The sequence below is a fragment of the Dyadobacter sp. HNCC25DJ185 genome, assembly GCF_056895195.1.
Genome location: NZ_JBXHAR010000008.1, coordinates 177,191 through 203,935, shown reverse-complemented (window position 1 = coordinate 203,935; position 26,745 = coordinate 177,191). Strand labels below are relative to the sequence as shown.

Here is a 26,745-nt window from a genome sequence, read left to right as displayed (position 1 = left end):
AGTCGATTAGTTTTTAGCAGTTTCGGTAGCTTTGACCTTACCCACTTTTTGCGAATTGAAATGCAGGTAACCCCAGTATTCAGGGTAATGCATGTTGATAATTCCTTGCGGCGACCATACCCAGTTATATTCCGGGATGATTTTGTTGGTCTCCGGATCCCGTTTCCGGCTGTATTTTCCGTCTTCTCCTATATGGTGCTGCCAGTTCACCCTGGAAAAGTTAATCCTCCATTCGGACCCGTTTTCCGGAAAAACAGGCATAACATGGTCATTGGACAAAGATTTGAAAGGGATCGCGATTTCCAGCGTCCAGCGTTTATCCTTATTCCGGGGATCGTTGATGCTCCCGTCAATGGAAACTGCGGATTTGAGGTGCGCTATATCCCATTTCAATTGGGCTTTCCCGCCCTTACGATAAGTCTTGGGCAGAAATAGATCGAAGACATTATTGACCGCATTGATTTCCAGCTCATAGTAATTCTCGGCGTCTCCATCGGGGTCGATAAACACTTCAAAATCATTTTCGAGGTACACGATCTGGTCCCTTTTGTCCTGATAAGCCCAGATGTGCTCTTCTTCTATGGCAGCCGCAATGTAGAGGTATTCGCTGTCCCACAGCATTTTGACCTTGGTGGCCTGTAAAGGAAGTGGTTTCTTGTCGCCTTCGATATCGACAAAAGGGGAAGTCCAAGCCGCTTTTTTCCAGGAGCTTTCATTGATCTTTCCATCTATACTGATTGGTTTGTCGACCTGGTAGCAGGTATAGGTTTTTGGTGGCGAGGGAGGCTGCGCTATTGCCCTTTTAGCATTGAAAAGAGATACAGCCGCCGTCAGCAGGATCACCAGGCTGATCTGGGAAATAAACGTAGAGCAGCTTTTTTTTTGGAGTAGGTTAAAATTTTTCAAGGTCAGTTAAAGGAGTGGGGTAATGAACCTCAATATAGCCTCAACAGACCGGAAATTGAAAGAAAAGGGCAGTTTTTTACGAGATAGGCACCACCAGCTTCTCGAAGTAGACCACTCCCTCGTAAGGGTTATAGTTGTAGGGGATGGTTTCTTCAAATCCAAAAGATCTGTATAGCGCTACTGCGGCTGGCATTTTTGGGCCGAGGGTATCCAATTTAATTTTCTTGTATTTCAGAATTTCTGCGTGGCTGATGAGCGCTGCAAGCAATGCTTTTCCAATGCCTTTTCCCTGGAACTCCTGCCGGACGTACATCCGTTTTACCTCGCAGGTATACTCATCCTCAATGCGTCTCAATCCTGCGGCACCGATGAAAGCTTCCAGGTACCTGACTAGGAAAAGGGCGCCGGTGGGAGGGCCATACATTTCAGGAAGAATTGTTAATTCTTTTTCAAAGCTTTGAAAAGAAAGCGTGAAATCAAGAGAATCGGCGTACTCCCGGAAAATTGCTGCCCCGGCCTGATAGTGGTCACTGGTTGATGCCAGGATGATTTGAAACATGAACGCGTTACTTTTTTATTGAGAGGTCGCTGGCTTTAACCTGGTTGCTGAGCAATTTTTCGAATAATTCCCAGCGCAACTGCGGCGCGTCGCTGGTTCCCCCTCTCGATTCGATGTAATTTTTCACCAAATCCTGCCCATAATTATAGTTGATGACATAGCTGCGGTACTTTTTGATAAAACGCAGATAGTCGGTCGCACCTTTGTCGGTAAGGAGGCAATAGTCGGTCAGCCAACGTTTGGCGTCCTCGTCGGTGATGGACTTATTGAGCAAGCCACGAGCCACTTCGTTTCTTGCATAGCTCAGTTCCGACCTGATTTCCAATGCTTCAAAGTAAGCGTCTATATTTACCGTATCCAATCCTGCCAGGGGCATCAGCACATCTTTGCAAAACTGTTTTTGCTCGTCACCGGGAAATGCGACGGATATACCATAATTGGCGCTTCCCTCTGCAATCAATGATTGCGGGCTGAAAAGCGGGTACAGCGAAATTTCCGTCCAGCCCTTTTCATTAAAAAGCTTTTGTTCCAGCATTGCATTGAATACATGGTGCCCCGGATACCCTTCGTGGCAGGCCAGGTCAATGGCCCTTTCTATGAAAATAGGCTGGCTGACGTTGATCTGAATGATGCTGTGGTAGTCGCCCTTATACCAGTTGTATCCGGACCATGGTTTGTCAGTCACGTATTCCAATGTGAACTTTTCATTGGCCGGCAGCTTGTAATGCTGCAATGTCCGTTTCCGTGCTTCGGCAATTGCCGCCTGAAAGATCGTATCGATTTTATCTTCCGGGATCAGAAAATGGCCCGCCAGACTTTGGAATCGCTCCGGCAATGAACCTTTGCCGGGCAGCGTCCGGTCCAGTCGCGAGACGAGTTCCTGGAAATGCTTTTCGGGGTAAACAGGCGCTACGGCGTCGAAGAGGTCTTTTGATTCCATATCAAACGGAGCGTATTCGCCTGAAAAGATCCTGATCCTTCTTTCGAAGGCAACAAGCTGTGAAATGAGCCACCCGGCCCGGTGTACTGTGGTGTCGTTTCTCGAATTTAACGAAAGTTCGTCTAGCTTCTTTTTCAGAGTTTGAACCTCTTTGATCAGCGCTTCCCGGGGAAATAGTGAATCTTTTTTTACTTCCGGTTTCAGAGAGTCCGGGCCATAGTAGGCGTCCACAAAGTCGGCGTCATATTGTCCGATGGTCAGTCCAAGCTTTACGTAGTCGCGTGCGATCTGTTCAATAGCCTCGTCATCACTTGAATCATGGGTTGGGGATATGCAGGAAAACATAAGAGCTGGTATCATTGACAAAAGGATGTTTTTAACAGACATAAGGCGACCTTCTTTTTTACAGGGCTAAAATACGGTTTTATGCCAGAAACGCGAAGGTTGTGGAATTATTCGGGCTAAAAGCAGCTGATCCCCAAACTGTGAGAAAATTACCCAGATTTATTTAGTGAGGGGTTGGAATAAGAATAGTAACCTCTCGCAAATCGGGTACCGTAAAACCTTGCACAGCAATTTACAACAGATCATAATGAGCACTAAGTCTACCTTTACAGAGCATGAGCTGATATCATTGCTTAAAGCCAACAATCGCCAGGCCTTTGAATATTTGTATGATCACTATTCGTCAGCGTTGTACGGGATCATATTGAGGATTGTGAAGGATGAAGACCGTGCTGCCGATGTAATGCAGGATGCCTTTTTGAAAATATGGAAAAACATCGCGAGCTATAATGCTGAAAAGGGCACGCTCTTTACCTGGATCCTGAATATTGCCAGGAACACAGCCATTGATAAGCTTCGTATGGAAGTGAAGACTGAACATGTGCTCAAGTTGGATACGGTCAGCGAGAGCCAACTGGCCGCATCCAGTATTTTTACTCCTGTGCCTGCGGCGATTGATCTTCGGTCTATCGTGGAACGTCTGCTTCCCGAACGTAAGTTGGTGATCGATCTGGTTTATTTTCAAGGTTATACACATGAAGAAGTATCGGAAAACCTTCATGTTCCCCTGGGGACCGTCAAGTCGAGGGTGCGTAAAGCACTGCAGGAATTAAGGGGCGTTTTCGCTACCCAAGATATGGAGGTAGTATTTGCTTAGGCCCACTTTATTTATCTTTCCGCATAAAAAGTAGAGCATCCGTTCGGCAGTCAGAACAGGGTGTTTACAATCAGAAGGAGTAATGGTTATGAATAACCTTGCCCGCTGCGGCACCAGATTTGCGCCACCCAATTTTTGAGGATACTGATTATATGGAAATCGCCGATGTGGCATCGATGGGAAGGTCCTTCTAATAAAATGGCCTTAGCATTGCCTAATACGCACTTCAACCGGTAAACCCTCCATCCGCTAATATTGCGAATGGAGGGTTTTACTTTGACTTTATGTTCATAACTTTCTGAAAAAAGACTACTAAGGTATTTTGACAATCATAAAAAACAGGAAAACGGATCCGTTTAGCCTGGAAAACGAGGGACTTTCGAACCGGTACCCTATATCCCGGGAAGATTTCGGGGGAGATTTTCAATGGGGTGTTGCTACTGCTGCTTACCAGATAGAAGGTGCGGTGAACGAAGACGGCAGGGCAGATTGTATTTGGGATGTTTTCGCGAGGAGAAGCGGTAAAATTAAAAATGGCGACCACGCGAATCATTCCTGCGATTTTTATCATCGGTATGAAGAAGACCTGGAAATAGCGAAATCGATGGGCTTTCAAAAGTTCCGTTTTTCGATATCCTGGTCACGCATTATACCGGATGGACACGGACAGGTGAATCAGTTGGGTGTTGATTTTTATAACAAATTGATAAATAAGTGCCTGGAGCTCGACATGGAGCCCTGGATTACACTATACCATTGGGACCTGCCCCACGTCCTGGAAGTGGTGGGCGGATGGAAAAACAGGAAAATTGTCGATTGGTTCGGGAGCTATGCCGAAGTGTGTGCAGAAGCGTTTGGGGACAGGGTTAAGTGCTGGATCATCATGAACGAACCAATGGCCACCGCAGGGCTCGGATACACGACCGGACAGCACGCACCAGGGAAGAAAGGCATCTGGAATTTCCTGCCGGTAGTACATCATCTGGCACTATGCCAGGCCGAAGGTGGCCGTGTTATTCGCAAGCTTGTACCTGGAGCTTACATTGGGACTGCTTTTTCTTGTTCTTATGTGCATGCTCATAGTGACAAGCCTGCCGATATCAGGGCTGCAAAAAGAGCCGACGCGCTGATGAACCGCTTGTTTATCGAGCCACTACTCGGGCTGGGTTATCCGACAGATGTGTTTTCTTTCCTTACCAACCTGGATCGTTACAAGCTTCCGGACGATGAACAGAAACTGCAGTTTGATTTCGATTTCATTGGCCTGCAAAACTATTTCAGCGTTGTTGTGCGCCATTCGTATAGGGCTCCGGTTGTCTGGCTGAAAGAGGTTCCGGCAAGCTTGAGAAGCGTGCCGGTTACGCAAATGGGCTGGGAGATCAATCCGGATGGTATGTTCAGGATACTGAAACAATTTTCGAAATACCAGGGAGTGAAAGAGATTATCGTGTCTGAGAATGGCGCGGCTTTTGAAGATACAGTCACAGACGGCCGGGTTAATGACCTGAAACGAAAGGAATTTTTCGAAGCATATTTAGCTGCTATTCTGAGGGCCAAAAAGGAAGGAGTTAGGGTTGGCGGCTACTTTGCCTGGACGTTGATGGATAATTTCGAATGGGCAGAAGGTTACTCCGCGCGATTCGGGCTGGTACATGTTGATTTCAAGAGCCAGGAAAGAACGATAAAAGAATCTGGAAAATGGTTTGAAGGATTTCTTAAATCGGCTAAATAATACTTTGGTTCCAACGATTTACTGCCTAAATGTATCTTTTTGAAAACTCAAACTATCCCCTTAAAATGAAAATATTGATCGTAGTACTCGGATTACTTGCCTGGATCGGCTGCCATGACGAGAGTAAAGTTCTGGACGAAGAGGTTTTTGAAGCAGATGCCACCTGGGTAAACATGCTAGCTTCCGATGGTTGTTCCTGGCATTTTTCAATCACGTCCGGTGATTCAACCCTTTCTTTTTTACCAGATGAAAACTCTCTGACCAAAATTGAAAAAGAATTGGGCAAGATAAATGACTACTATAGCCTTACCCCGGTGCATCTCAAATATAGTAAAACAGGCAACAAGGGGTCTGTCCTGTGCGGCTGGGGAAAACAAGCAACATACGACGAGATCAAAGTGCTGGAAATACATAAGAAATAGCCCGGACGCAGGCATTCATTATAATTTCAAGATTTCCCGCGCTTCTTTTTCTGAATAATAAGGCGTCAATTCTGCTTCGTCAATAATCTCCTGCACCTGCTCATTTGTGGCAGGTGTTGTTTTTTCAGAACCTTGGTTCAGATTTACCTCTTCAAAGGTGATGATCCCGCGCCGCTCCATCGTTTCCAATACCTTCTGGATCAATTCCTCTTCGGAATTCTTGACAACCTGTACTTTGAATGTTTTCATGATGTAATATTTTAAAGACGCTGAAATTCAAAAATCATTCCTGCGCGTGTTCTAGGCGCGGGCAGCTCAGGCATTTTTGTACAGAATGTCCGTTTGCGAACAATTATCACATTTTAATGTGCTGAATATAAGCATTTTAATTAAATGGCTCTGTTTTTTTAATATGCCAGAAATATTAATAAGAACATTTAATTTGAATTTATCCAGGCCTGCGCAACTTACAGGTTAAGTTTGGCATCATTGTGAAAAACAAATCTTTTAATCATGAAAAAGAACGCTTTACTTCTGATAGTGCTCACTCTGTTCGTATCTGTCGCATGTCGTGCACAGTCTGACAACGATCAGCCTTATGTTACCAAGAATTTTACCAGCAAATCCCTGACCGAACTTTCCGTTGAAACCTCGGGTGGTTCCATATCTGTTACGGGCGGCCAGAGCGAAGGCTTCAAGGTTGATATGTTTGTCAAGGCGAATAACTGGAACGGCAAACAGGAACCCTCAAAAGAAGAAATCGAAGACCGGCTGGAAGACTACGATATCCTGATCGGAACGGAAGGGAACAGGGTAGTGGCTACCGCCAAAAGAAAACCCAACATCCCATGGGACAACAAGAAAGGTATATCGATTGCATTCAAGGTTTACACGCCAAGAAATGTGGCTACATTCCTTAAAACAAGCGGCGGCAGCATCAAAATCGCATCATTAACTGGCGAACAGAACTTCGCGACCAGCGGAGGTAGCTTGAAAATCAACGATCTGAGCGGTATTATCCATGGAAAGACGTCGGGCGGAAGCATCGAAGTTTCGCATTGCAGCAATGAAATAGAATTGCATACCAGCGGCGGAAGTATCAAGGCGGATGATCTGAAAGGTAAAATCGAGTTGAAAACCTCTGGAGGAAGCATTCAGTTGCAAAGTATCGACGGTGAAGTATATGCCCATACCAGCGGAGGAAGTGTTAAAGGCGATAACATCAGCGGCGCATTGGATGCAGGCACTTCGGGTGGTTCAGTGCATTTGGCTAATGTTTCGGGCAGCCTGAAAGCAAGTACAAGTGCGGGAAGCATTGAGGTAGAATTGGCGAAACTGGGTAAGTATGTCGATTTGCATAGCTCAGCTGGAAGTGTTCGGGTGACGATGCCTTTGGACAAAGGTGTTGACCTGGATCTGAAGGGAAACCGCGTTTCTATTCCATTGAAAAATTTCGACGGACAAGTTGAAAAGGACCGCGTTCAGGGCAAATTAAACGGAGGCGGAATTCCTGTCACACTTTCAGCCAGCAGCGGAAGTGTCTCCGTGAACCAGTAAGTTAATAATATATCAGCAGGCATAGGATGGGGTTTCGGCTTCATCCTATGCTTTTTTTATGACTGCCCGTTACCAAACGCATCAACATACGTCCAATTAGAAATCACTCTCTTTGGTATATGTTTAGAACAATCGTTGAACGTCTGCAAGACCATTTCGGCATTTCAAGAAAAGAAGCGCGTGGAGCCCTCGCGCTGATGGCAGCTTGTTTTTTTCTGGTATGGGCACCTTTTATTTTTCGAAGATGGATACTCCCGCTTTTTCCGCCCATGTCAGAGCCAATTGATATCAAAATGCTGGATAGCATTGCAGTGGAATTGGAACAGAAACATCGGCTTCAAAGGGAAAAACGCAAATTGTATCCCCGAAATGAATTTGCGGGCAGGATCAAGACCGGCGCGAAGCTTTTTAATTTTGATCCCAATACTGTTGCTTACCATAGATTGTTAGAACTTGGAATGCCGGTATTTCTGGCAAAAAGAATAGAAAAGTTCAGGAGCAAGGGTGGGAAATTCCGGCGGAAAGAAGATCTGATGAAGATTTACGATTTTCCTGCTGAATTATACCAGCGGCTCGAAAGCCACATTGTTCTTTCAGATGTGCCGCCGGCCAATGATGAAATTCCAGCAAAAGAAAGCACCAATACTAAAACCAGCGAGCCCTTTCGAAAGCCTGTTCTGGAAACATTTGACATCAATACGGCTGACACGGTTCAATTGGTGAAGTTGCGGGGCATTGGTAGCAAGCTCTCATTGCGTATCCTGAAATTTCGTGACGCATTAGGTGGCTTTTATTCCACCAGTCAATATGCTGAGATTTTCGGCCTGGACTCTATTGCGCTTGCAGAGCTTCATCATTATGCAAAGGTGGTCAGCCCTGTGCATAAAATGAATCTGAATACTGCAACAGCTGCTGATCTGGGCAAGCATAGCTATTTGAGAGACCGGAAAGTGGTGGCAGTCGTCATTAATTACCGGAATCAGCATGGGCCGTTCCAAAATCTGGACGATTTGAGAAAAACCAAAGTACTGGATGAAAGTCTGCTCAAAAAAATAGAGCCATATCTGTCTTTCTGAGGTGGGTAGCCGACCCTATTTTTGAATAATCAGAAGTTTGGTTTTAAAAGATATTTAGAATAAAAGGCGTCTATCACTTTTACTGCTTCGTCGGGCGTGTCTACTATGCTGATCAGCTTCAAATCTTCCGGGTTGATGTTTTTTTCTGTTAGCATGGTGGTTTTGATCCAGTCTAACAACCCCGACCAATAACTGCTTCCGACCAGGACAATCGGGAAACGGCCTATTTTTTTGGTCTGGATCAGGGTCATGGCCTCGAATAATTCGTCGAGCGTTCCAAAGCCACCAGGCATGACGACGAATCCCTGAGAGTATTTCACAAACATTACTTTCCTGACAAAGAAAAAATCAAAATTAATACTCTTGTCGTGGTCAATATAAATATTGCTATGCTGCTCAAAAGGGAGTTTGATATTGAGCCCCACGGACTTGCCGCCCTGTTCGAAGGCCCCCTTGTTACCGGCTTCCATGATACCGGGCCCGCCACCGGTGATGACACCGTAGCCGTGCCGCACGAGTTTGGCTGCTATTTCTTCCGCAGTTTTGTAATGCGGGTTGTCGGGTAACGTACGGGCAGAGCCAAAGACGGAAACACAGGGTCCGATTTTAGCGAGCTTATCAAAACCCTCGACGAATTCGGCCATTACTTTAAATACAACCCACGAATCGGCACTTTTTATCTCATTCCAATTTCTGTCCTCAAATGCTTCTTTGATTCTTTTTTCATCCTCAGGAACCGCAGGGTTCAGGAGAGACACGTCTACTAATTCTGCATGGGTTGGTTTTACTTCCTCACTCATTTTAACGAACTCATTTTAGTTGTTGAACCGATAATAGTAACTTTGCCATTATCGCTAAAAGTATCATCTTTTCACCCTATCTCCCGTCATTTTGAAAGAAGCGGGTCACAATTAACAAAAAAGTAATGAGAAAAATTGCTATTGGAGGGGATCACGCTGGCTTTCCTTACAAGGAGCCGATCATTGAATGGCTCACCGCCAACGGGTTCGAAGTAAAGGATTTTGGTACCTATAGTCCCGATTCTGCCGACTATGCGGATTTCGCACATCCTGTCGCAAACGCAGTAGAGAGCAAAGAATTCGAAAAAGGAGTTTTGCTTTGCGGAAGCGGGCAGGGCGTATGCATTACTGCCAACAAGCATCAGGGTATCCGGGCGGCGTTGGTTTGGGACCTGCCACTTGCGGCATTGGCACGCCAGCATAATGATGCGAACGTTATTTGTTTTCCAGTCAGGTTCATTGAGCTGGAAATAGCATTGGCAAGCCTGGAAGCTTTTTTAACTACAGAATTTGAAGGAGGTCGTCACCAGACGCGGGTTGATAAAATTTCCTGCTAATCTAGTTTTTGGTAAATACCCTTCCACGGGCTCAACCCGTATTGTTTTTTCAATGCCGGAACGCGACTCAGCAGTTTCGGCATAATATTGACCTTATCGATTACATAATCCGGCGGGTCCTTTTTGAAGTTGTCGTATACGTGGATAACGCTGTCGAAATTGTCGAGATTACGTAAGTCGTAGCTGGCGAGCTCCCAGTTAAGATAGGGGGTTGCGGTGAAGTTGTCGATGTATTCGCCTGAGTGTTGCCCTAATACGAGTATCCTCTTGTAGCGTATCTGTTCCGGAAGGTCTGCGGATTTAGCCCTCAGGTTTTCAAGTTTACCCATCGAAATCCCAGGAATAAAGCCTCTTAATCCTTGATATTGGATCAGTATAATTACTGCACCCATGAACGTAAACTGCAGTTCATCGGCCCAGCTGTTTTTCTTGAAACTTTGAAAGTAGTGCGTCGCAAAGAATGCAGCCGGCGGAACAAAAATTACAAATTGCATGGGTGCCATGAACTGCATAAGGGGAATCGTAAAAACCGCTATAATAAACCACAGCGCCATCACTTGCTGTATCCTGGTCTGATAGTTGACAAATCTTAGCGTTGTGAAGATCCGCATAAAACCCATTACCCCAAATCCCAGCGGTAGTAAAAGCGATGCAAATAAGGATGAAAAATCGTTGAGGTTATATTGTTTAGCCTGAAAAACCGAGGTAAGTAAGTTTCTGTTCAGGCTCTCAACGCCGTTGTTCAAATAAAAGAAAAGCACAACCATCAAGAGCGGAAAAATAGAGCCGAAGAGGCCCAGCAAATGATGACGGAATGTAGAGCCAGTATAGAATAATAAAGCCAAAAAGGCCCAGATCATAAATAACGACGCCGGTAGATAAAATAAGGTCGCGATACCGATATACAGGCCCATTTCGAAAACTTGGGTTGTTACTTCACGCTTCACCAATATTTTAACGATTGATCCAAAAGCAAACAAAAGAAATGTATTGGCCATCAGCATGGGTGACAGCGTGCCCATATCGAATGAGATGTTGAGGAACAGCGCGTATAGTGCGCCGGGCAGGAAAGTACGTTCAGGGAAAACCTCCCTGGAATGAATTACATAATTGAAATAAAGGATCTGGACAATCGAAACCGCCATCGCGGCCAACTGGTATGCCCATTGTGTCCTTCCGAACAGGCCGTCTATGAGCCAGTAGGTTAAGCCAGAGAAAGGACTCACGTTATCCCAGATATCCCGGTAAAGCATAAATCCCCGTCCCATTTGTTCACCCACCAGCATCCAGCTTAGCTCCGGTATCAGCAATGGGGCACCGCCCAAAAAAAACGGGAGCCGCAATAGTAGAAAAAAAACTACTAGACTGATGGTCTGATACCGTGCGTTAACGCGAAAAAAACTGAGCAAGTACTAAGTGGATTATGTATCTTACGGGAATAACTTTCACGAAATTACAACTCCGCGTTCTACAAAAACAAAATAAGTACGGATATTTGTGCTTATTGGAAGGAGTGGGAATGATTTAGGAAATGTAGGTTTACATGGACCCTAACTTGCAGGAACGGGATAGTGGAAGCAGGCGATTGACAGATCCCTCCGTTAATATTCTTAAAAAATGGAATCAAAAAGACAACAAAAAGTAGGCAGGCAGATACAAAAGGATTTGGGAGAGATTTTTCAAAAAGATGCCCAGCATTTAACAAACGGTTCTTTTGTAACCATCACCGCTGTAAGGGTTACGCCTGATCTCAGCATTGCAAGAGCTTATCTGAGCTTTCTGCCCGAAAAAAAGAAGACCATCTTACTGGAAACGATCAAGGAAAATACCCGCTTTATACGCCAGAAGCTGGCCGAAAGAGTACGTCATCAGCTTCGGATCGTTCCTCATCTGCAATTTTATATTGACGACACTGCTGAATACGCTGCGAAAATGGATCTGCTGTTTTCCGATATCGTCATTCCGCCGCTTCAGCCCGACGAGGAAGAAGAAACCCATTGATGCCAAGCAACAACGATCATGGATCTTTCTTACCGGATTGCGGTCCGTTATTTTTTTTCTAGAAACAAACGAAGCTTTATCAGTGTCATAGCCCGAATTGCTATGGCTGGTGTGGCAGTGGGAACGATGTCTATGGTAGTGGTGCTATCCGTTTTTAACGGCATGGAGGATTTGAACCGGAAAATTTTCAAAACTTTTGACGCGGATATTAAAGTTACCCCGGCTACAGGTAAAAGATTCGTGGTCAACCAACAGTTAATAGCGAAGATCAAATCCGCGGAAGGTGTCAAGCTGGTAACACAAGTTGTTGAAGACAATGCATTGGCCCGTTATGGGAACCAGCAGATTATCGTCCGGCTAAAAGGTGTCGACAGCACTTTTGAAAAGCAAAATCAATTGGATACCGCGATCATTGAAGGTTCCCTCCAATTATATGGTTCCAATGGTACCCCATATGCGATCATTGCGGAAGGGATCCGCAATGCGTTGTCCATTTCCCTGGAAGATATTCTCACGCCTCTTGAACTGCTTTATCCAAGGATCAGTGCAAAGGTTTTGAACCTGAACTCCCCGGAAGCATTCAGCCAGCTGACTTTACGGCCAGGAGGAATATTTTTTATTGAAACCCGGTATGACGATTATGTCATTGCACCTATTGCCCTGGTTGATTCACTCATGCAGTACGACGGCGAAAGATCGGCCCTGGAAGTGCGCGTCGCAGCAGGGTATACCGAAAAACAGGTCAGTGAGGACCTTTCTGAAAAACTTGGCGGACAGTTTGTTGTGAAAGACAGGGATTCCTTGAATGCGGATTTGCTCCGGGCCATAAAAATGGAGAAGCTTTTTGTTGCAGTTACCCTGTCACTGATTATTTTAGTTGCTGCAATTAACATTTTTTTCTCGCTCAGCATGCTGGCGATTGAGAAGAAGAAAGATGTTTCCATGTTATACGCCCTTGGTGCAAATCCATCTCTGATCCGCAGAATCTTCATGGCCGAAGGCGCAATAGTGGCATTGTCGGGAGCTATTGTCGGATTGTGCGGCGGTGTGCTGATTTGCTGGATGCAAATCAGGTATGGGTTTGTATCAATGGGAATGACAACATCATTGGTGGACGCATATCCGGTCAAATTAATATGGGGAGACATACTCTATACCGGCGTTATTGTCGTTATCATAACCATGCTGGTGTCCTACATTCCTGCCAGAAGAGCGGCAGACGCCGGTCAGGTTTTACATGTTTAGTGACATCATCAGGATAAAAAGCAACGCTCTATTAACTGAAATACTTTGACTTACAACCTAGCAATCAATCTGAAATCAGATATGACCGGTCACTACAAGGGACTTTTTTTGAGCCGATTGATCTTGATATTTTTTGGAATTTTTCTTTGTTATCCTCTCGTTATAACGGCTTCGGGTCACCACGTCCCTGCGGATACTGTTTATAGAAGAAACCCGGGGACGATAACTCCCAAGGGTCCCTACAGACCTGCGAAAACGAAGAAAAGTGATATTCTCTATACACGTCTGGATTTACAGTTTGATTGGGTAAAGCAGCAGGTGCCGGCGTCGGCAGTCCTGAAATTCAAATCTCATTTTTATCCGCAAAACACACTTGAACTTGATGCAAAGGGTTTTGACATTAAGGGCGTAGTTCTATTGGACACTGTTGGCGATTACGGTGACCTGAGCAGTGAAGAAATCGCGGCAAAGGTTACCAAAAAGCTCGATTATACTTACGATAAGAGGAGATTGGTCATCAAACTTGGAAGGAGCTACACCTGGAAAGACACGCTTTTTGTTAAAATAGACTACGTGGCGCGTCCCAATGATGTGCCAAGGGGCAAACCCGACGACAGTCCGTCGGATAAAGGACTTTACTTTATCAACGCGGACGGAATGGATGAGGGAAAGCCGCGCCAGATCTGGACGCAAGGAGAAACTGAGGGCAGTTCTTGCTGGTTCCCGACCATTGATGCTCCCAATCAAAAATTCACCCAGGATTTTTATCTTACAGTTGACAGTACGTACAAAACACTGTCAAATGGGCTGCTGGTTGAGCAGAAAGAAGGAAAAAAAGGATTGCGTACAGATCATTGGAAGCAAACTTTGCCCCACGCCCCATACCTGGCGATGCTTGCAGTGGGCGATTTTGCAGTTGCAAAGGATATGATGCCCAATGGTTTGGAATTAAGTTACTATGTCGAACCAAAATATGGGAAAGATGCGCATGCGATTTTCGGCCGTACGCCTGAGATGATGGGCTTTTTTACCAATATTTTTGGTGTCGAATTTCCATGGCAGAAATATGCACAAATAGCAGTGAGGGATTTTGTGGCCGGCGCGATGGAAAATACTACTGCCACGGTTCACGAGGAAGGCGTGCAAAATGACACGCGCTCACTTGTCGATGGTAACTCAGATGCCGTGATTGCACATGAACTCGCACATCATTGGTTCGGCGATTATGTTACCTGTGAAGAATGGGGGCAGCTTCCGCTCAATGAATCATTTGCCAATTATTCCGAATACCTGTGGAGTGAATATAATGATGGTAAAAATGAAGCCGATTGGGGGAACCTCCAGGAGGTGAAAAGCTACCTCGTTGAATCTGAAACAAAACAGGAGCCGCTGATCCGGTATTTTTATAAGGACCGGGAGAATATGTTCGACAGTCATTCCTATGCCAAAGGAGGGCGCATTCTGCACATGTTGAGGGCATACGTAGGGGACGATGCTTTTTTTGGCTCGTTGCAGGACTATCTTCGGACACACGCGTTTGGAACTAGCGAAATTGACGACCTGCGTGAGTCTTTTGAGAAAATCACAGGACAGGACCTGAACTGGTTTTTTGATCAATGGTTTCACAGGCCCGGACACCCTTTATTGAAAATTCAACAGGACTATATTGCCGCTACCGGTAAAGTAGTCCTGAAAATCAAGCAAACCCAGGACACGCTTGCGACAACTGTTTATCGGTTACCCCTTAAAATCGACGTTTGGGTGGCTGGCAAAAAGAATCAATTTGATGTTGTGATCGATAAGGCCAATCAAACACTCGAATTTCCTGCCGCAAAAAAGCCCGATGTAGTTATTTTTGACGCTGAGGCACAATTATTAGGTGTAGTTGAGCATGAAAAAAGCCGACCGGAAATGGCGTTCCAGTATCTCCATTCCGATCGTTTTTTACACAAATATGAGGCACTTTCTCAATTAGAGGGAGCACTTGCCGACACTACGGTCAGGGATATTCTGGTAAAAGCCATGGACGACCCTTTCTGGAAATTCCGTCAAATGGCGATCAGCAATTTCGCAGAATATGATGGCGCAGGATTTGCGGATATCGAAAAAAAAATCCAAAGCCGGGCCCGTCTCGACCCGCATCCGCAGGTACGTTCCGAGGCGATTATCACACTGGCTTCGTTCGGGGACAATAACAGCGACCCAATTTTCAGGGAAGCATTAAGTGACAGCTCTTATCAGGTCGTTTCAGTGGCAATCGAAAAGTATTTGATGGGACAACCGAATGATGCGAACGAGATTGCGGCACAATTTGAAAATTCCCCTAATGATGCCATCGTAACCTCGGTGGCCAACTACTACGCAGGGCTTGCCCAGCCAGAACGATTTAACTGGTTCCTGGATAAAATGAAGTCGATGAAGCCAACAGAAAAATATAACTTTCTTCAGGTCTTCGGGAAGTACCTTATCAAATCCAAGCAGGATATTCAACGAAAGAGCATTCCGGTGCTCGAGGGACTCGCGCGCGACAATCCTTCTTACTTTGTAAGGTTTGGCGCTTTTCAGGCATTAGGTCTGTTGACGGATATACAGGGTGTAACTTCGTTACGTAAAGATATCCGAGCCAAAGAAACCGAGCCCAAGTTAAAGGAAATGTACAGTCAGTTTGGTGATTTGTAGATTGCCGGGGCCTACTGCGGTTCCAGATAGTAATCCAGATTTTCCCGCGTAATGATATCCAGCGGTAAGAATTTGATCGGCTGGATATCCTTTTTGAAAACCAGGTGATTTGCTAGCTGGTGAATACCCCAATAGCCTTGTCCGAGCGGATTTTGATTGATCAGAAAATTAATAATCTCTTTGTTGAGGTATTTCAGATTGGGTTCTACGAGGTCATAACCGACCAGCTTAATATCACTAATCTGTTTTTTTTCGAGATAGGCAGCAACTTCGAACGCCTTTGAATTGGTCACATACACAGCTCTCAGATCAGGGTTTTCTTCTAAAATTTCATCCAACTGGCCGTCAATCAGGTGACCTTCCGGAAAGTTTATCTCTTTGCTGATAATTTTAAAATCGGGTCCGCCGACCTTGTTGTTAAAATAGTCCCTGAACCCGTCTTCTTTGGTCATCAAATGAGCGGAGTTGGATATATCTTCATCTACGTGCGCTACCAGTATGCTTCCAGGCGATTGCAATCCGAAATTCAGTATTTTCGCGGCCAGGGATCCGCTCCTGTACGAATCCTGACCGATGTAGCACAAAGGATTTACATGTTCGATCTGGGTGTTGAAAAGCACATAGGGGATATCGAGAGCGGCCCATTCTTTAAAGAAGGGTAATGCCTCTTTGTAAAATATAGGTGCAATGAGCAATCCGTCCGGATGCTCCTGGGTTACTTCATGTGCCTTTTCGATAAATGATTTGTCATCGTGTGAGTTGAAGATGAACTGGGTGATATAAACCCCGTACTGGCGTAACTCCTTTTCGGCTTTTTCCAGACCCGTTTTGGGCGCCTCCCAATAGGAATCCAGGCTTGGATCGGGGATCAATACGGCAAGGTTGAAGTTCCGCTGGGATTTGAGTGACTGCGCTATAAAATTAGGCTCATAGTTCAATTCTTTGATAATGCCTAAAATTCTTTCACGCACATCTTCCGCTACCCTTCCACGATTATGCAAAACCCTGTCCACCGTGCCCTTAGAAGTTTGGGCCTTTTCTGCTATATCTTTTATTCTGACAATTCTCTTTTTCACATGTATTTTATTCAGCGACCTTTTTTTTAAAAGCTTGCAAAGCTAATAACTAATGATGAACATGCCCTAAAGTTGCACTTTGCTTCATAAGTTTGAAATAAAGTGCATTTTCCTTATTAATTTTATGACTTTCGTGATATAACAAGAAAAACACATCACGTCACTTCCCCTGCGAATTGGTCTGACTCGTTGAATCGGGTACGGTCACGGTGCAAGTTTTTAGTGGTGTGTTCGAACACTATCTCTAAGTTTACTAGGATATACCAATTTTACAACTAATTTTGTGTGCAGGTTTAACCCTGGCAGATTTTGTTACTGCAATTAAAATATCCCGAATATAATAAGTCAATAACCCGACTTTTCCTTGCTCTTATATCTTGAAGCCTAACCTTTAACCTTTTCATAAGTAATAAGCTTTATAGCATCTAATCCTAAATCCGGGAAAGCGTACGATAGGGTCGTACGCTTTTTGTTTTATGGAATTTCAATAATCACATCGTCGCTGTCTACATAGGCAGAGCAGGTAAGCACCCAGCCGTCATGCAGATCATGGTCTGTCAGCACCTCGTTTATGCTCATATGCACTTTTCCTGTTTTACAAATCCCGGCACAGGTAGAGCACCTACCACCCTTACAACTATACGGTAGTTGGATTCCGCTGGCCAGTGCTGCGTCTAAGACTGTGGTATGTGCGGGCACCAACAGGTTGTAAAGCTGTTCGCGGAAATGCAGTAATATTTTGTGAGGGAAAGATTCCGGTGGCGGTGGGGGAGGGGACGTAATTACGAAATTCTCCTTTCTGATCTGCGCGTTGGAAAAACCCAAAAAATGCAATGTGATTTCCGTCGACCGCATTAAATCGGAAGGGCCGCAGATAAAAAACCGCGCATTTTGTTTTCCGAAGCGCAATGACTTATTGATCATTTGCTCCAGCCGCGTATTGTTGATCCTGCCTCTGATACCGTTCCATTCATCGGTTGGTTGGCTGTGTATATGGATCACTTGTAATCTTTCGGGGAACTGTTGGCGCCAGGTCTCTATTTCCGTCCAAAATAGTGTCGTCTTGACATTTCTGCTGGCATATATCAGGGTAACGTGGCTTTGCTCATTAGTTTTGAGCGTTTGTTTCAGGAGTGAGAAAAGAGGTGTGATCCCGCTGCCAGCCCCGATCAGGACAATGTCTCTTTTTTCAAATGACTTTTCCAATGTAAACCTTCCGGACGGGGGTAATGCTTTGAAGACATCGCCAACCTGTACACGGTCGATCCAAAAACGCGAGATCTCTCCATTTTGAACGCGCTTTACTGTAATAGATATATTTTCATCCACATCGGGTGCAGAACTCATTGAATAGGATCTACGAACCTCACGCCCATGTATTTGGATTAAAAAAGTGAGGAACTGGCCCGCTTGGTAATCAAGCCGTTGCCCGTCCGTTTTTTTGAAAATGAATGTTTTGGCTTCATCCCCTTCATTTTTGATCTGTTTTACACGTAACGATATGATGGAGTCGGTCATAGGTACTGAGCTAATGCGTTGCAGGTTTGGTGAGTGATCCGTTATCCGCACATTCTTCCAGATCATTCCAAATCGCCTCGTATTCTGCAAGTAAAGTCCAGCAATGTGCTTCACAGACCCAGTGCATGTGAAATAACGGAAGAACGGACAACCGGTAAAGCAAGGGGTTTTCATAAGCTGTCAGTAAGCCCGCAATGAAGAAGAAGAACCCCTTAAAATCTTCTGGCGTAAAATTTTCCACTGCAATCCGTTGTGTCCTGACTCCGAGTCGCATCAGGGATATCGAAATGATAACAGAATCCATCTTACTCTGTGGCGCATCATGCAGAGACAGGACATCTGCAATGAATTGCTCACGGACTGGTTGCAAAGCCTCCGGATCAAAAGTAGCCATAAGCCGTGCTACGTGATAGACGATCAGTGGCGTTCGTGGATACTGGTGGGCACAGCGGAACGGTGCTTCGATATACCGCCTTGTTTCGATAACGGAACGAATGTAATGCAGGCTATCCTCATCATTTTTGCCGAATGGAAGTCTGTAATAAAGAATACAATAGAGCATATTGCTTAATACACTTACGTCAAACTCAACATACATGTTTTTCCCAAACCAGGTAGAGTATGCTTGCAAATGCCTGTACTCTTGATAAGTGTTCCGAATGTATTTTCGGGCCCCATTTGCATGAGCCGCCAGTTTGTTCTTCAGCCAATGCAATTCGTCCTCGGCAGGATGGGTTGTGAGGTATATAAATGCTGTATCGTCAATATCATCTGGTATTCTGAAATGGTCAAAACGATGGAATACATGACCATTGGGAAAATGGCGTGACGGTTTGGTCTTCCAGAAATTGTAAGTTTTGAGACCATCCTTATTCTGGAAATCCAGATAGTTCCGGGTCACTCCTGAGCAAATCTGATCGATCTGCGACCTGAGCACAGGACTGGTGTTTTTACGTATGGATTGTAAAGTAAAACAAATGATCGCGGAGAAGAAGATCGTGGTGTCGGATCTTTCGTAGCCGATAGCGGAGTTAACTCTTTTTGCTGGAAAGATCCCTTCCGGAAAAACCGAATCCCCTCTGGACTGCAGTTGTCCTATTTGTTCAATAAACTTCTGCATGGGCTGCTTCATGCGCCGAAACTAACAAAACGGAATAAAAAAAGAAACCCCGTCGGTCAGACAGGGCTCCCAATTCAAAAATGACAGGTCAGACGCCTTCCGCTACTACTTCTTTTACATCCGGAACCATGCGGGTCAGCAAGTTTTCAATTCCTGATTTCAATGTAAGCGTTGAAGATGGACAACCGCTGCAGGAACCCTGCAATAAAACTTTTACCACTCCGGACTCCTCATTGAACGAGTGAAAATTGATCGCCCCACCGTCCGATTCAACCGCGGGACGAACATAGGTATCGAGTGCGGCCTTGATTTTCTGCACTGTGTCAGAATCCCTTGCATCCACAATCAAAGTGTTGGTGTCAATTGTCTTTTGTGCAAAAACAGGATGGTTTTCTTCGAAATAGATCTTGATAAACTGCTTTGTATCACGCAAAACTTCTTCCCACGCAATGGAATCGTCTTTGGTGATCGTGACGAAGTTACTAGCTATGAAAACCCTTTTTACATGAGGAAATTGAAAAAGGTCCGATGCTAATGGGGAAGCTTTCCCCTCCTCTAACGCTGCTTCCAGCGACGGATAGTCAAATGACAGGCCGTCGGGAACAAGCTCGAAGTTCAGGACGAACTTCATCGAATTCGGGTTCGGGCTTAACTCTGTATATACAAAAACCGGGCGTGTAAGCATTGTGAGATTCAGAAAATGGGTAAATAACTTTATAGTCGGCAAACAAGTAAATGGGACTTTTGGTTTAGAGATGTCCTATTTATAAGTCAAATAAAAAGCCCGTAAGACAATGCGTCTGACGGGCTTTACTGAAATCTGGTTATTGAGCCAAACGACTACGCTTCTGCAACCACTTCGGCAACAGGAGCAGCAACTGGCTCGATATGTACATACGATCTGTTCTCACGAGTCTTGCGGAAAACAACATTGCCGTCTACCAATGCAAAAAGAGTATGGTCACGACCGATACCCACATTTTTACCTGGATTGTGTTTCGTTCCACGCTGACGAACCAGAATGTTACCTGCTTTAGCAAGCTGGCCACCGAACAATTTTACGCCCAGACGCTTGCTTTCCGATTCACGTCCGTTTCTTGAGCTACCTACACCTTTCTTATGTGCCATGATATCTTAACTATTAATGATAATTTCTTGATTAAATAAAAAGACAACCCTTACCGACGGTCCATGAAAAAGTCAGGCAACGATTTCGTCGATACTGATTTTGGTCAGATACTGGCGATGGCCATTTTTGACCCTGTACCCTTTACGTCTTTTCTTTTTGAAGACGATCACTTTTTCACCTTTAAGGTGTTCAAGAACAGTTGCTTTAACAGAAGCACCTGCTACTGTCGGAAGACCTACCTGTACTGCGCCTTCGTTATCAACGAGGAGGACTTTGTCAAATACAAGTGCAGCGTTCACGTCACCTTCAAGCCTATGCGTGAAGATTTCGCGACCCTTTTCAACTTTAAATTGCTGACCTGCGATTTCTACGATTGCGTACATGTTAATAATTGATTGTATACTGGATTCAAAAACGAGGTGCAAAGATAATTAGCTAAATGCAGAATTACAATGCATTAACGAGAATATTGCATAGTTTTTAACCTGATATGGGTAGTGTTTGAAATATTCGGCTAAGGGAGGAGGAAAGTCATTATGGGTTGCTTTGGACTTAGTCGCTCGCTATAATGATTACTATATATCGTTAAAGATAGACAAAATCTTACCTTTATATGGTCACAGGGATCTAAACCGTTAAATGCTTAAGATCGCGTAAATGGCTTAACAAAATTTAACAGCTTCAATTGTTACTTTTAGCCAGATAAGGTGTCCAACCAAAAATGATTACTATAAATAAAAAAATGAAAATTGGTCTGTGGCTTTCGGTACTTCTATGGATTGGCCTGTTTAATAAGTCCAACTCACTTGATCTGGAGAATTCGGCAGGCGAGCAAGGTCAGGCGGGTTATCAGATAGGGGATGCTGCCGCCAATTTCAGATTGAAAAATACCGACGGAAACATGGTCTCGCTTTCCGATTATAACAATGCAAAAGGGGTAATTGTGATTTTTACCAGCAATCATTGTCCTTTTGCAAAGGCTTATGAAGACAGGATTATCGCATTGAACGGAAAATTCGCCTCTCAGGGGTTTCCGGTCATTGCAATCAATCCGAGCGATCCTGGCACACATCAGGACGACACTTTTGAAAAAATGAAAGAACGGGCATCGACAAAAAGTTACGGATATCCATATCTTGTTGACGATGCACAGCAGGTTGCCAAAATGTTCGGGGTCGGCAGAACGCCACAAGTTTATGTTCTTCAAAAAGCCGGAACAAAATTTATAGTACGTTATTTGGGTATGATCGACGATAACCCTCAGGATCCAGCCGGTGTTACCAAGCTTTATGTCGATGAAGCGGTGACCAATCTGCTTGGTGCCAAGCCAGTAGTAACAACTGTTACCAAGCCAATCGGATGTGCAATTAAATGGAAAAACCAGTAATTGATTCTTTTATCCAGTACTTTATGACTAGACTTCTTACTCTCCTGATTCCAGCCCTTCTTATCTTCATTCATCCAGGAATGGCGCAAACCAAAAGCAAGAAATTTTCTAACGAAGGCGAGTTCACCAATAATTGCGAAGGACCGGCAGTTGATGAAGATGGCAACGTGTATGCTGTAAACTTTGCAAGGGACGGTACTATCGCCCAGATCAACAAGAGGGGGAGCGCCAGCTTTTTTGTGACCCTACCGAAAGGAAGCACTGGCAATGGAATTCGCTTTGTGAATAAAAATACGTTCTACGTTGCTGATTTTACTGGGCACAATATCCTCAAAGTAGACCTGCTTACCAGGGACGTCTCGGTGTTTGCCAATGAACCTAAAATGAACCAGCCGAATGACCTCGCGGTCACAGGTACAGGCCACATCTTTTGTTCGGATCCCAATTGGAAAGATAGTACTGGTCAGATATGGCATATTTCCCCGGAGGGGAAGGTAACGCTTGCTGCGGAAAACATGGGGACGACCAATGGGATTGATGTGAGCCCCGACGAGAAAAAGTTGTACGTGAATGAGAGCGTGCAAAGAAATGTCTGGGTTTTCGATCTGGCTCCGGACGGTTCCTTGTCCAATAAAAAACTGCTGCATCAATTTGAAGACGGCGGAATGGACGGTATGCGTTGTGATGTTCATGGTAACCTATATATTACCAGGCATGGCAAAGGTGAAGTGGCCGTGCTTTCGCCGGAAGGGAAGGTGATACAAACCATTCAGACCATTGGAAAAAAAGTTTCCAATATTTGCTTCGGCGGCAAAAACGGTACAACATGCTACATTACCCTCCAGGACAGAGGTTGTCTAGAGACTTTCAGCGCTAAAACGGCAGGCCGCGAATGGGCGATGATGAAAGCATTTGCTGAAAACAGCAAAAAGTAATTTCCTGAAAATCCGGTGAGTCATATTCCGACCTCTTTGAATAAAGTCGGGATTATATTTACTTTGCAAAACAAAGTACTTTTTTATCGCTTATGACATTGGAAAAATTAGCGCGCTATTTGCAGGGTAACCAAAAGGTGGCCTTGCTGGCATTTGTATCCGCCGCCGCAGTAACCTTGCTGGCCATGCGGGTCCTCATCGAGAACTGGCATTTTATTTTCCTGGCCTGGAACCTTTTTCTGGCGTGGATACCTTTGGTTTTCATCAAATTGGTCTGGGAACAGGAAGCAAAACAGGCATTACCGTTCTGGTTACTGGCGATTTATCTTTGTATCTGGCTGCTGTTTTTCCCAAATGCGCCCTACATCATTACCGATCTGAAACATTTGCGCGGCGTGCCCGAGCACATGATATGGTACGATGCGCTGATGATTTTCACATTTTCAGTGGCAGGCTGCCTTACCGGCTTGTATAGTATCCGGATCGTCCACAGGATTATTTCACACCGCTGGAGTGGACGATTGGCTTGGATGATCGTGGCCGTGTCTATATTTTTGAGTGGCTTTGGTGTTTTTCTGGGGCGCTATGGAAGGTGGAACAGCTGGGACATCGTGACACAGCCTGGATCTCTGGCGAAGGGTATTCTGGTTAGTATGACGGATCCGCTGGCCATTAAACACACATTCTCGTTTTCGTTCGTCCTGATGTTGTTGTACTTTGCGTTCCATATTTTTGCAGAATTAAAACAGCATGAAGGGTCCCATCGATATTATTAAGGCATTACGCAGCTTTCGCTATGCAGGTGTGGGTATTTACAGCTTATTCCGCTACGAAAACAATGCACGCATTCACCTGGTGGCTTGCATTCTGGTGATCGTAGCGGGGGTTTTCTTTCAGATCTCTCCGGTCGAATGGGTGCTGATCGTGATTCAAATCGGCCTCGTTTGGGCTGCTGAAGCGTTTAATACCTCAATCGAGAAGCTTGCGAATTTAGTCTCGCCCGAATACCACCCCATCATCAAAGTAGTGAAGGATACAGCAGCTGCGGGTGTTCTCATCCTGGCAATGTCTGCGATCATTGTCGGCGGCATCATTTTCATTCCCAAGCTTCTGACGTATTTCTGATTTTTGAAATCTTTAATCTGAACCAATTTTTACTTTTACCTGACTTATGAACCCTAATCAGGATTCTTTGCATACACTGGCCGAGATAAGGAACTTAATGGAGCGATCTTCTAAATTTCTTTCTCTCAGCGGACTTAGCGGCGTCTTTGCAGGCATTTTCGCATTGATCGGAGCGGCAGCGGCTTATATCCGTTTCAAAGCAGGCTGGCTTACCGAAATCCTGATGCCCTTTGTCAGTTCAGATGGGCATTCACGTGCAGACCTGATCCGGTTTTTGTTGACCGACGGATTTCTGGTGCTCGCCTTTTCATTGTCGGCCGGCATTATTTTCACGGTTAGGAAAGGAAGGAAAAAGGGGCTTACCTTGTGGAATGGGAGCTCTAAGAGGCTTTTGGTCAGTATGTTGATCCCCCTTTCAACTGGCGGGATCTTTTGCCTGGCTATGTTACATTACGGGTTTATCTGGCTTGTTTTTCCTGCTACATTGCTGTTTTACGGACTGGCTTTGGTCAATGCAAGCCGCTTTACTTTTCCGGAGGTATTCTATCTCGGTATTTCAGAAATTGTATTGGGATGCATTGCACTTTTCTTTACAGGATATTCGCTACTTTTCTGGGCGCTGGGGTTTGGCGTCCTGCACATCATTTACGGGTTGACCATGCACAACCGGTATGACCGCGAGAAGGCAGCAGGCGCTAAAATCGGAGGGGCAGGTCTGTTTGTTCTGTTATTTTTGTCCGCTTCATTCACTGGCAGTGCACAAATCCCGGTAGATACTACGCTTAGCCAAACGAGAAAATGGTATGACAGGGAGACTATTTACATGCGAAATGGAAATAGTTTTGTCAAAAATAACGTGCTCTATGCTGGTCAAAAGGCATTGGCCCGGGAATTTTCAATTTCTCCCGAAGGGTTGGCCCTGTATCTGAGGTCCCGTCGTACCAGAAGCATCGGTTTGGTTATATCCCTGGCAGGTTCGGCAGGATCGATTATTTCTCTGATATCCGGAAACAGGGATAATCTGAGAAGATTCTTTTGGGTATCATTAGGAACAGGCGTTGTTTCATCGGTACTGACTGTGCAGGCCAACAACCAAAGGGATCAGGCCGTATGGTTGCGGAATCGTGACGCAATGCTTTTCATGGAAGCCAATCAATAATTTCTGGTGATAACAAAGGTTGGTCAATGGAGTGGTTAGAGAAATTCAATAAGGTTTTTGAAAGTAAAATAAGACTCGGGCTTATGTCGGTACTGGTTGTAAATGATTACCTCAGTTTCAACGAATTGAAGGATTTGCTGCAATTGACGGACGGGAACCTGGCGTCTCATTTGAAAGCATTGGAAGAGACGAAATACATTGAATTTCAAAAACAATTCGCCGGAAGAAAACCTCTGACGACTTACAAAGCCACAGAACTGGGGCATAAGGCTTTTACGGATCATTTGCAGGTATTGGAGAATATGATCCGGGAGAATTTGTAGTGGTGTGGGCCCAATGATATCCAATATAATTAAGTTATTGTGCATCACCGCCGGATAAATAGGTCGTGTCGGTTGGTAAATGAATGAGGGTTAGTTATCTAAATAAGCTAGTTTGTTGGCTTTCGAAATTAACTTTAACCTTTGATTCACATGTGTAACTACAAGAGGGTCCTTTACCATATTTTCGTCTTATTCTTTGTTCTGACTATATCTGCATCGTGTAAAAAAAATGATCCTGAACAGCCTGTCGATACGCCACCTATCGAGTCGTTTATCCACGTTGACGGCAAATATTACTCGCTAAATGATGCGCTTATCACTTTTGAGGAAGTAAATGGTACGACAAATTTTCAAATTGACTTGGTGAACTATGTAGAGGATAATTTCCTGGTTATCCAATATCTTGTAGGAAAGAATACAACAGTCTTAAACGACGGTGAGTATGAATTCAGAAAGAGTAAAGACCTTAAGGATCTTGTCGAGAGGAAATTTCACAATGTCATTTTGAAATACGGGCAACCTAACGATAAAGTCATGTTGGATGGCCTGGGCGGCAATGACATTAGTCAGGGAAGTTTAAGAATAGAAACAAAGAATGGGCAGTCCGTAATCGATGTTGCGCTAATCATCAATTCAAAAAAAGTATCAGCTCATTACGTAGGTGCGGTAAAGTATGAGGAGTTTAGTTGGTGATCTCCCGAATAAAGACTAAAATAAAAAAATGCTTTAAGAACATCGTTCTTAAAGCATTTTTTGAATGATCAGTAATAAATTAAAACTTCACAGGCACCGAAAAGCCAACCTTATCCCATTGGAAATCCAGGGAAGTATCTTTTACCGTGAATGTCAGTTTCTCCTGTACAGCAGGATAAACCTTGTTAGGTACCGTAACTTTCAAGATATCTTTGCTTTTAAATTTTTCGTAAGAATATGCACCAAACTGATGCAGCTGACTGTTTAAAATAATCGTCCACTCTTTTTCATCAGGGATTGCGAAAAATGTATAAGAACCTGCTTTAACAGGCTTTCCGGCAAAAGTTCCGTCCTTTTTGAAGGTGATTACGGTTGCACTATCCGCACCAATCCGCCATACTTTTCCGTAGGATTCCAAACTTCCGCTCCCAGCTTTTCCAAAAAGGACCCGGCCTCTTTTCGACGGTTGACCGTAAGTGATCTCGATGTTTTTACCATCTGCACTAACGTGGGGGCTTTGCGCCGAAGCCCATGTAAACGCAAGCAAAGTAAGGAAAACAGAAAAAAGTGTTGTTTTCATAAAAAGATAAGAATTAGTTAATTGATTTTGGTTGACTCAAAAAATGAAATTTCAGCGAAATAAG

Annotated in this window: 29 protein-coding genes; 16 read left to right on the top strand and 13 right to left on the bottom strand. The window is 44.6% G+C overall.

Annotated elements, in window-relative coordinates; translation table 11 throughout:
* Positions 1-6: 6 nt before the first annotated feature.
* The 3 genes from AC1XUF_RS23125 to AC1XUF_RS23115 form a co-directional block, all read right to left on the bottom strand.
* On the bottom strand, positions 7-906 hold the full coding sequence (locus tag AC1XUF_RS23125) for a carbohydrate-binding family 9-like protein (RefSeq protein WP_483344219.1): 900 nt from the start codon (positions 904-906) through the stop codon (positions 7-9).
* 76 nt (positions 907-982) lie between these two features.
* Positions 983-1,465, bottom strand: coding sequence for a GNAT family N-acetyltransferase (locus tag AC1XUF_RS23120; protein ID WP_483344218.1), 483 nt, complete (start codon positions 1,463-1,465; stop codon positions 983-985).
* A 7-nt stretch (positions 1,466-1,472) separates the two neighbouring features.
* Entirely contained in the window at positions 1,473-2,765 is a 1,293-nt protein-coding gene (locus AC1XUF_RS23115; RefSeq protein ID WP_483344217.1) for a hypothetical protein, read from the bottom strand.
* Positions 2,766-2,997: 232 nt separating this feature from the next.
* On the opposite strand from AC1XUF_RS23115, the gene AC1XUF_RS23110 reads away from it, so the two are divergent.
* The 3 genes from AC1XUF_RS23110 (at position 2,998) to AC1XUF_RS23100 (ending at position 5,721) form a co-directional block, all read left to right on the top strand.
* Positions 2,998-3,567 carry an RNA polymerase sigma factor gene (locus AC1XUF_RS23110; protein ID WP_483344216.1) on the top strand — a complete coding sequence of 190 codons (570 nt, stop codon included), beginning with the start codon at positions 2,998-3,000 and terminating at the stop codon, positions 3,565-3,567.
* A gap of 322 nt (positions 3,568-3,889) precedes the next feature.
* Positions 3,890-5,299 (top strand): GH1 family beta-glucosidase, encoded by a 1,410-nt coding sequence (locus AC1XUF_RS23105; protein ID WP_483344215.1) that lies wholly within the window; start codon positions 3,890-3,892, stop codon positions 5,297-5,299.
* Positions 5,300-5,364: 65 nt separating this feature from the next.
* Complete coding sequence (locus tag AC1XUF_RS23100; RefSeq protein ID WP_483344214.1) at positions 5,365-5,721, top strand: hypothetical protein; 357 nt, start codon at positions 5,365-5,367, stop codon at positions 5,719-5,721.
* Between the two features lie 18 nt (positions 5,722-5,739).
* Here the strand turns inward: AC1XUF_RS23100 and AC1XUF_RS23095 are convergent, their stop codons facing one another.
* Positions 5,740-5,970: a hypothetical protein gene (locus AC1XUF_RS23095; RefSeq protein ID WP_483344213.1), complete on the bottom strand. Its 231-nt coding sequence runs from the start codon at positions 5,968-5,970 to the stop codon at positions 5,740-5,742.
* 264 nt (positions 5,971-6,234) lie between these two features.
* Between AC1XUF_RS23095 and AC1XUF_RS23090 the strand changes: the two genes are divergently transcribed.
* The gene (locus AC1XUF_RS23090) at positions 6,235-7,278 is read left to right on the top strand and encodes a DUF4097 family beta strand repeat-containing protein (RefSeq protein WP_483344212.1); all 1,044 of its coding nucleotides are present in this window, start codon (positions 6,235-6,237) and stop codon (positions 7,276-7,278) included.
* A 119-nt stretch (positions 7,279-7,397) separates the two neighbouring features.
* Positions 7,398-8,354 (top strand): ComEA family DNA-binding protein, encoded by a 957-nt coding sequence (locus AC1XUF_RS23085; RefSeq protein WP_483344211.1) that lies wholly within the window; start codon positions 7,398-7,400, stop codon positions 8,352-8,354.
* Positions 8,355-8,383: 29 nt separating this feature from the next.
* Here the strand turns inward: AC1XUF_RS23085 and AC1XUF_RS23080 are convergent, their stop codons facing one another.
* Positions 8,384-9,154 carry an LOG family protein gene (locus AC1XUF_RS23080; protein ID WP_483344210.1) on the bottom strand — a complete coding sequence of 257 codons (771 nt, stop codon included), beginning with the start codon at positions 9,152-9,154 and terminating at the stop codon, positions 8,384-8,386.
* A gap of 125 nt (positions 9,155-9,279) precedes the next feature.
* On the opposite strand from AC1XUF_RS23080, the gene rpiB reads away from it, so the two are divergent.
* Positions 9,280-9,711: a ribose 5-phosphate isomerase B gene (gene rpiB / locus AC1XUF_RS23075; protein WP_483344209.1), complete on the top strand. Its 432-nt coding sequence runs from the start codon at positions 9,280-9,282 to the stop codon at positions 9,709-9,711.
* On the opposite strand, the gene AC1XUF_RS23070 is transcribed toward rpiB, so the two are convergent.
* Complete coding sequence (locus AC1XUF_RS23070; protein ID WP_483344208.1) at positions 9,708-11,120, bottom strand: hypothetical protein; 1,413 nt, start codon at positions 11,118-11,120, stop codon at positions 9,708-9,710. The two genes, rpiB and AC1XUF_RS23070, sit on opposite strands and share 4 nt — an antisense overlap.
* 208 nt (positions 11,121-11,328) lie before the next feature.
* Here AC1XUF_RS23070 and rbfA point away from each other — a divergent pair, with 208 nt between their 5' ends.
* The 3 genes from rbfA to AC1XUF_RS23055 are packed head-to-tail and all read left to right on the top strand — an operon-like array spanning position 11,329 to position 15,636.
* Positions 11,329-11,712 carry a 30S ribosome-binding factor RbfA gene (gene rbfA / locus AC1XUF_RS23065; RefSeq protein ID WP_483344207.1) on the top strand — a complete coding sequence of 128 codons (384 nt, stop codon included), beginning with the start codon at positions 11,329-11,331 and terminating at the stop codon, positions 11,710-11,712.
* A gap of 18 nt (positions 11,713-11,730) precedes the next feature.
* Positions 11,731-12,957 carry an FtsX-like permease family protein gene (locus AC1XUF_RS23060; protein ID WP_483344206.1) on the top strand — a complete coding sequence of 409 codons (1,227 nt, stop codon included), beginning with the start codon at positions 11,731-11,733 and terminating at the stop codon, positions 12,955-12,957.
* Positions 12,958-13,002: 45 nt separating this feature from the next.
* Entirely contained in the window at positions 13,003-15,636 is a 2,634-nt protein-coding gene (locus AC1XUF_RS23055; protein WP_483344205.1) for a M1 family aminopeptidase, read from the top strand.
* Positions 15,637-15,647: 11 nt separating this feature from the next.
* Here AC1XUF_RS23055 and AC1XUF_RS23050 read toward each other — a convergent pair whose 3' ends face one another.
* The 6 genes from AC1XUF_RS23050 to rplU all read right to left on the bottom strand — a co-directional run bounded on the left by AC1XUF_RS23050 (position 15,648) and on the right by rplU (position 20,862).
* Entirely contained in the window at positions 15,648-16,712 is a 1,065-nt protein-coding gene (locus tag AC1XUF_RS23050) for a LacI family DNA-binding transcriptional regulator (RefSeq protein ID WP_483344204.1), read from the bottom strand.
* 474 nt (positions 16,713-17,186) lie between these two features.
* Positions 17,187-18,230 (bottom strand): 2Fe-2S iron-sulfur cluster-binding protein, encoded by a 1,044-nt coding sequence (locus tag AC1XUF_RS23045; RefSeq protein WP_483344203.1) that lies wholly within the window; start codon positions 18,228-18,230, stop codon positions 17,187-17,189.
* Between the two features lie 10 nt (positions 18,231-18,240).
* A complete protein-coding gene (locus tag AC1XUF_RS23040; protein WP_483344202.1) occupies positions 18,241-19,350 on the bottom strand; it encodes a hypothetical protein in 1,110 nt (369 codons plus the stop codon).
* Positions 19,351-19,438: 88 nt separating this feature from the next.
* Complete coding sequence (locus AC1XUF_RS23035) at positions 19,439-20,035, bottom strand: NifU family protein (RefSeq protein WP_483344201.1); 597 nt, start codon at positions 20,033-20,035, stop codon at positions 19,439-19,441.
* Positions 20,036-20,190: 155 nt separating this feature from the next.
* On the bottom strand, positions 20,191-20,478 hold the full coding sequence (gene rpmA / locus AC1XUF_RS23030; protein WP_483344200.1) for a 50S ribosomal protein L27: 288 nt from the start codon (positions 20,476-20,478) through the stop codon (positions 20,191-20,193).
* Between the two features lie 72 nt (positions 20,479-20,550).
* The gene (gene rplU, locus AC1XUF_RS23025; RefSeq protein ID WP_483344199.1) at positions 20,551-20,862 is read right to left on the bottom strand and encodes a 50S ribosomal protein L21; all 312 of its coding nucleotides are present in this window, start codon (positions 20,860-20,862) and stop codon (positions 20,551-20,553) included.
* A 359-nt stretch (positions 20,863-21,221) separates the two neighbouring features.
* On the opposite strand from rplU, the gene AC1XUF_RS23020 reads away from it, so the two are divergent.
* The 7 genes from AC1XUF_RS23020 (at position 21,222) to AC1XUF_RS22990 (ending at position 26,101) form a co-directional block, all read left to right on the top strand.
* Positions 21,222-21,866: a thioredoxin family protein gene (locus tag AC1XUF_RS23020; RefSeq protein ID WP_483344198.1), complete on the top strand. Its 645-nt coding sequence runs from the start codon at positions 21,222-21,224 to the stop codon at positions 21,864-21,866.
* Between the two features lie 23 nt (positions 21,867-21,889).
* The gene (locus tag AC1XUF_RS23015) at positions 21,890-22,801 is read left to right on the top strand and encodes an SMP-30/gluconolactonase/LRE family protein (protein ID WP_483344197.1); all 912 of its coding nucleotides are present in this window, start codon (positions 21,890-21,892) and stop codon (positions 22,799-22,801) included.
* A 98-nt stretch (positions 22,802-22,899) separates the two neighbouring features.
* Positions 22,900-23,577, top strand: coding sequence for a DUF1361 domain-containing protein (locus AC1XUF_RS23010; protein WP_483344196.1), 678 nt, complete (start codon positions 22,900-22,902; stop codon positions 23,575-23,577).
* Positions 23,552-23,926: a diacylglycerol kinase family protein gene (locus AC1XUF_RS23005; protein ID WP_483344195.1), complete on the top strand. Its 375-nt coding sequence runs from the start codon at positions 23,552-23,554 to the stop codon at positions 23,924-23,926. The genes AC1XUF_RS23010 and AC1XUF_RS23005 overlap by 26 nt, the downstream gene beginning before the upstream one ends.
* A 46-nt stretch (positions 23,927-23,972) precedes the next feature.
* Complete coding sequence (locus tag AC1XUF_RS23000; protein ID WP_483344194.1) at positions 23,973-25,085, top strand: hypothetical protein; 1,113 nt, start codon at positions 23,973-23,975, stop codon at positions 25,083-25,085.
* Positions 25,086-25,111: 26 nt separating this feature from the next.
* A complete protein-coding gene (locus tag AC1XUF_RS22995; protein ID WP_483344193.1) occupies positions 25,112-25,408 on the top strand; it encodes a winged helix-turn-helix domain-containing protein in 297 nt (98 codons plus the stop codon).
* A 150-nt stretch (positions 25,409-25,558) separates the two neighbouring features.
* Positions 25,559-26,101: a hypothetical protein gene (locus AC1XUF_RS22990; RefSeq protein WP_483344192.1), complete on the top strand. Its 543-nt coding sequence runs from the start codon at positions 25,559-25,561 to the stop codon at positions 26,099-26,101.
* A gap of 79 nt (positions 26,102-26,180) precedes the next feature.
* On the opposite strand, the gene AC1XUF_RS22985 is transcribed toward AC1XUF_RS22990, so the two are convergent.
* Complete coding sequence (locus tag AC1XUF_RS22985; RefSeq protein ID WP_483344191.1) at positions 26,181-26,681, bottom strand: DUF2911 domain-containing protein; 501 nt, start codon at positions 26,679-26,681, stop codon at positions 26,181-26,183.
* Positions 26,682-26,745 lie beyond the last annotated feature (64 nt).

Excerpts from the sequence above, each read along its gene's own strand:
- AC1XUF_RS23120 (WP_483344218.1), bottom strand. The coding sequence starts at position 1,465 with ATGTTTCAAATCATCCTGGCATCAACCAGTGACCACTATCAGGCCGGG.
- AC1XUF_RS23115 (WP_483344217.1), bottom strand. The coding sequence starts at position 2,765 with ATGATACCAGCTCTTATGTTTTCCTGCATATCCCCAACCCATGATTCA.
- AC1XUF_RS23110 (WP_483344216.1), top strand. The coding sequence starts at position 2,998 with ATGAGCACTAAGTCTACCTTTACAGAGCATGAGCTGATATCATTGCTT.
- AC1XUF_RS23100 (WP_483344214.1), top strand. The coding sequence starts at position 5,365 with ATGAAAATATTGATCGTAGTACTCGGATTACTTGCCTGGATCGGCTGC.
- AC1XUF_RS23095 (WP_483344213.1), bottom strand. The coding sequence starts at position 5,970 with ATGAAAACATTCAAAGTACAGGTTGTCAAGAATTCCGAAGAGGAATTG.
- AC1XUF_RS23090 (WP_483344212.1), top strand. The coding sequence starts at position 6,235 with ATGAAAAAGAACGCTTTACTTCTGATAGTGCTCACTCTGTTCGTATCT.
- AC1XUF_RS23085 (WP_483344211.1), top strand. The coding sequence starts at position 7,398 with ATGTTTAGAACAATCGTTGAACGTCTGCAAGACCATTTCGGCATTTCA.
- AC1XUF_RS23080 (WP_483344210.1), bottom strand. The coding sequence starts at position 9,154 with ATGAGTGAGGAAGTAAAACCAACCCATGCAGAATTAGTAGACGTGTCT.
- rpiB (WP_483344209.1), top strand. The coding sequence starts at position 9,280 with ATGAGAAAAATTGCTATTGGAGGGGATCACGCTGGCTTTCCTTACAAG.
- rbfA (WP_483344207.1), top strand. The coding sequence starts at position 11,329 with ATGGAATCAAAAAGACAACAAAAAGTAGGCAGGCAGATACAAAAGGAT.
- AC1XUF_RS23060 (WP_483344206.1), top strand. The coding sequence starts at position 11,731 with ATGGATCTTTCTTACCGGATTGCGGTCCGTTATTTTTTTTCTAGAAAC.
- AC1XUF_RS23045 (WP_483344203.1), bottom strand. The coding sequence starts at position 18,230 with ATGACCGACTCCATCATATCGTTACGTGTAAAACAGATCAAAAATGAA.
- AC1XUF_RS23040 (WP_483344202.1), bottom strand. The coding sequence starts at position 19,350 with ATGCAGAAGTTTATTGAACAAATAGGACAACTGCAGTCCAGAGGGGAT.
- AC1XUF_RS23035 (WP_483344201.1), bottom strand. The coding sequence starts at position 20,035 with ATGCTTACACGCCCGGTTTTTGTATATACAGAGTTAAGCCCGAACCCG.
- rpmA (WP_483344200.1), bottom strand. The coding sequence starts at position 20,478 with ATGGCACATAAGAAAGGTGTAGGTAGCTCAAGAAACGGACGTGAATCG.
- rplU (WP_483344199.1), bottom strand. The coding sequence starts at position 20,862 with ATGTACGCAATCGTAGAAATCGCAGGTCAGCAATTTAAAGTTGAAAAG.
- AC1XUF_RS23020 (WP_483344198.1), top strand. The coding sequence starts at position 21,222 with ATGAAAATTGGTCTGTGGCTTTCGGTACTTCTATGGATTGGCCTGTTT.
- AC1XUF_RS23015 (WP_483344197.1), top strand. The coding sequence starts at position 21,890 with ATGACTAGACTTCTTACTCTCCTGATTCCAGCCCTTCTTATCTTCATT.
- AC1XUF_RS23005 (WP_483344195.1), top strand. The coding sequence starts at position 23,552 with ATGAAGGGTCCCATCGATATTATTAAGGCATTACGCAGCTTTCGCTAT.
- AC1XUF_RS23000 (WP_483344194.1), top strand. The coding sequence starts at position 23,973 with ATGAACCCTAATCAGGATTCTTTGCATACACTGGCCGAGATAAGGAAC.
- AC1XUF_RS22995 (WP_483344193.1), top strand. The coding sequence starts at position 25,112 with ATGGAGTGGTTAGAGAAATTCAATAAGGTTTTTGAAAGTAAAATAAGA.
- AC1XUF_RS22990 (WP_483344192.1), top strand. The coding sequence starts at position 25,559 with ATGTGTAACTACAAGAGGGTCCTTTACCATATTTTCGTCTTATTCTTT.
- AC1XUF_RS22985 (WP_483344191.1), bottom strand. The coding sequence starts at position 26,681 with ATGAAAACAACACTTTTTTCTGTTTTCCTTACTTTGCTTGCGTTTACA.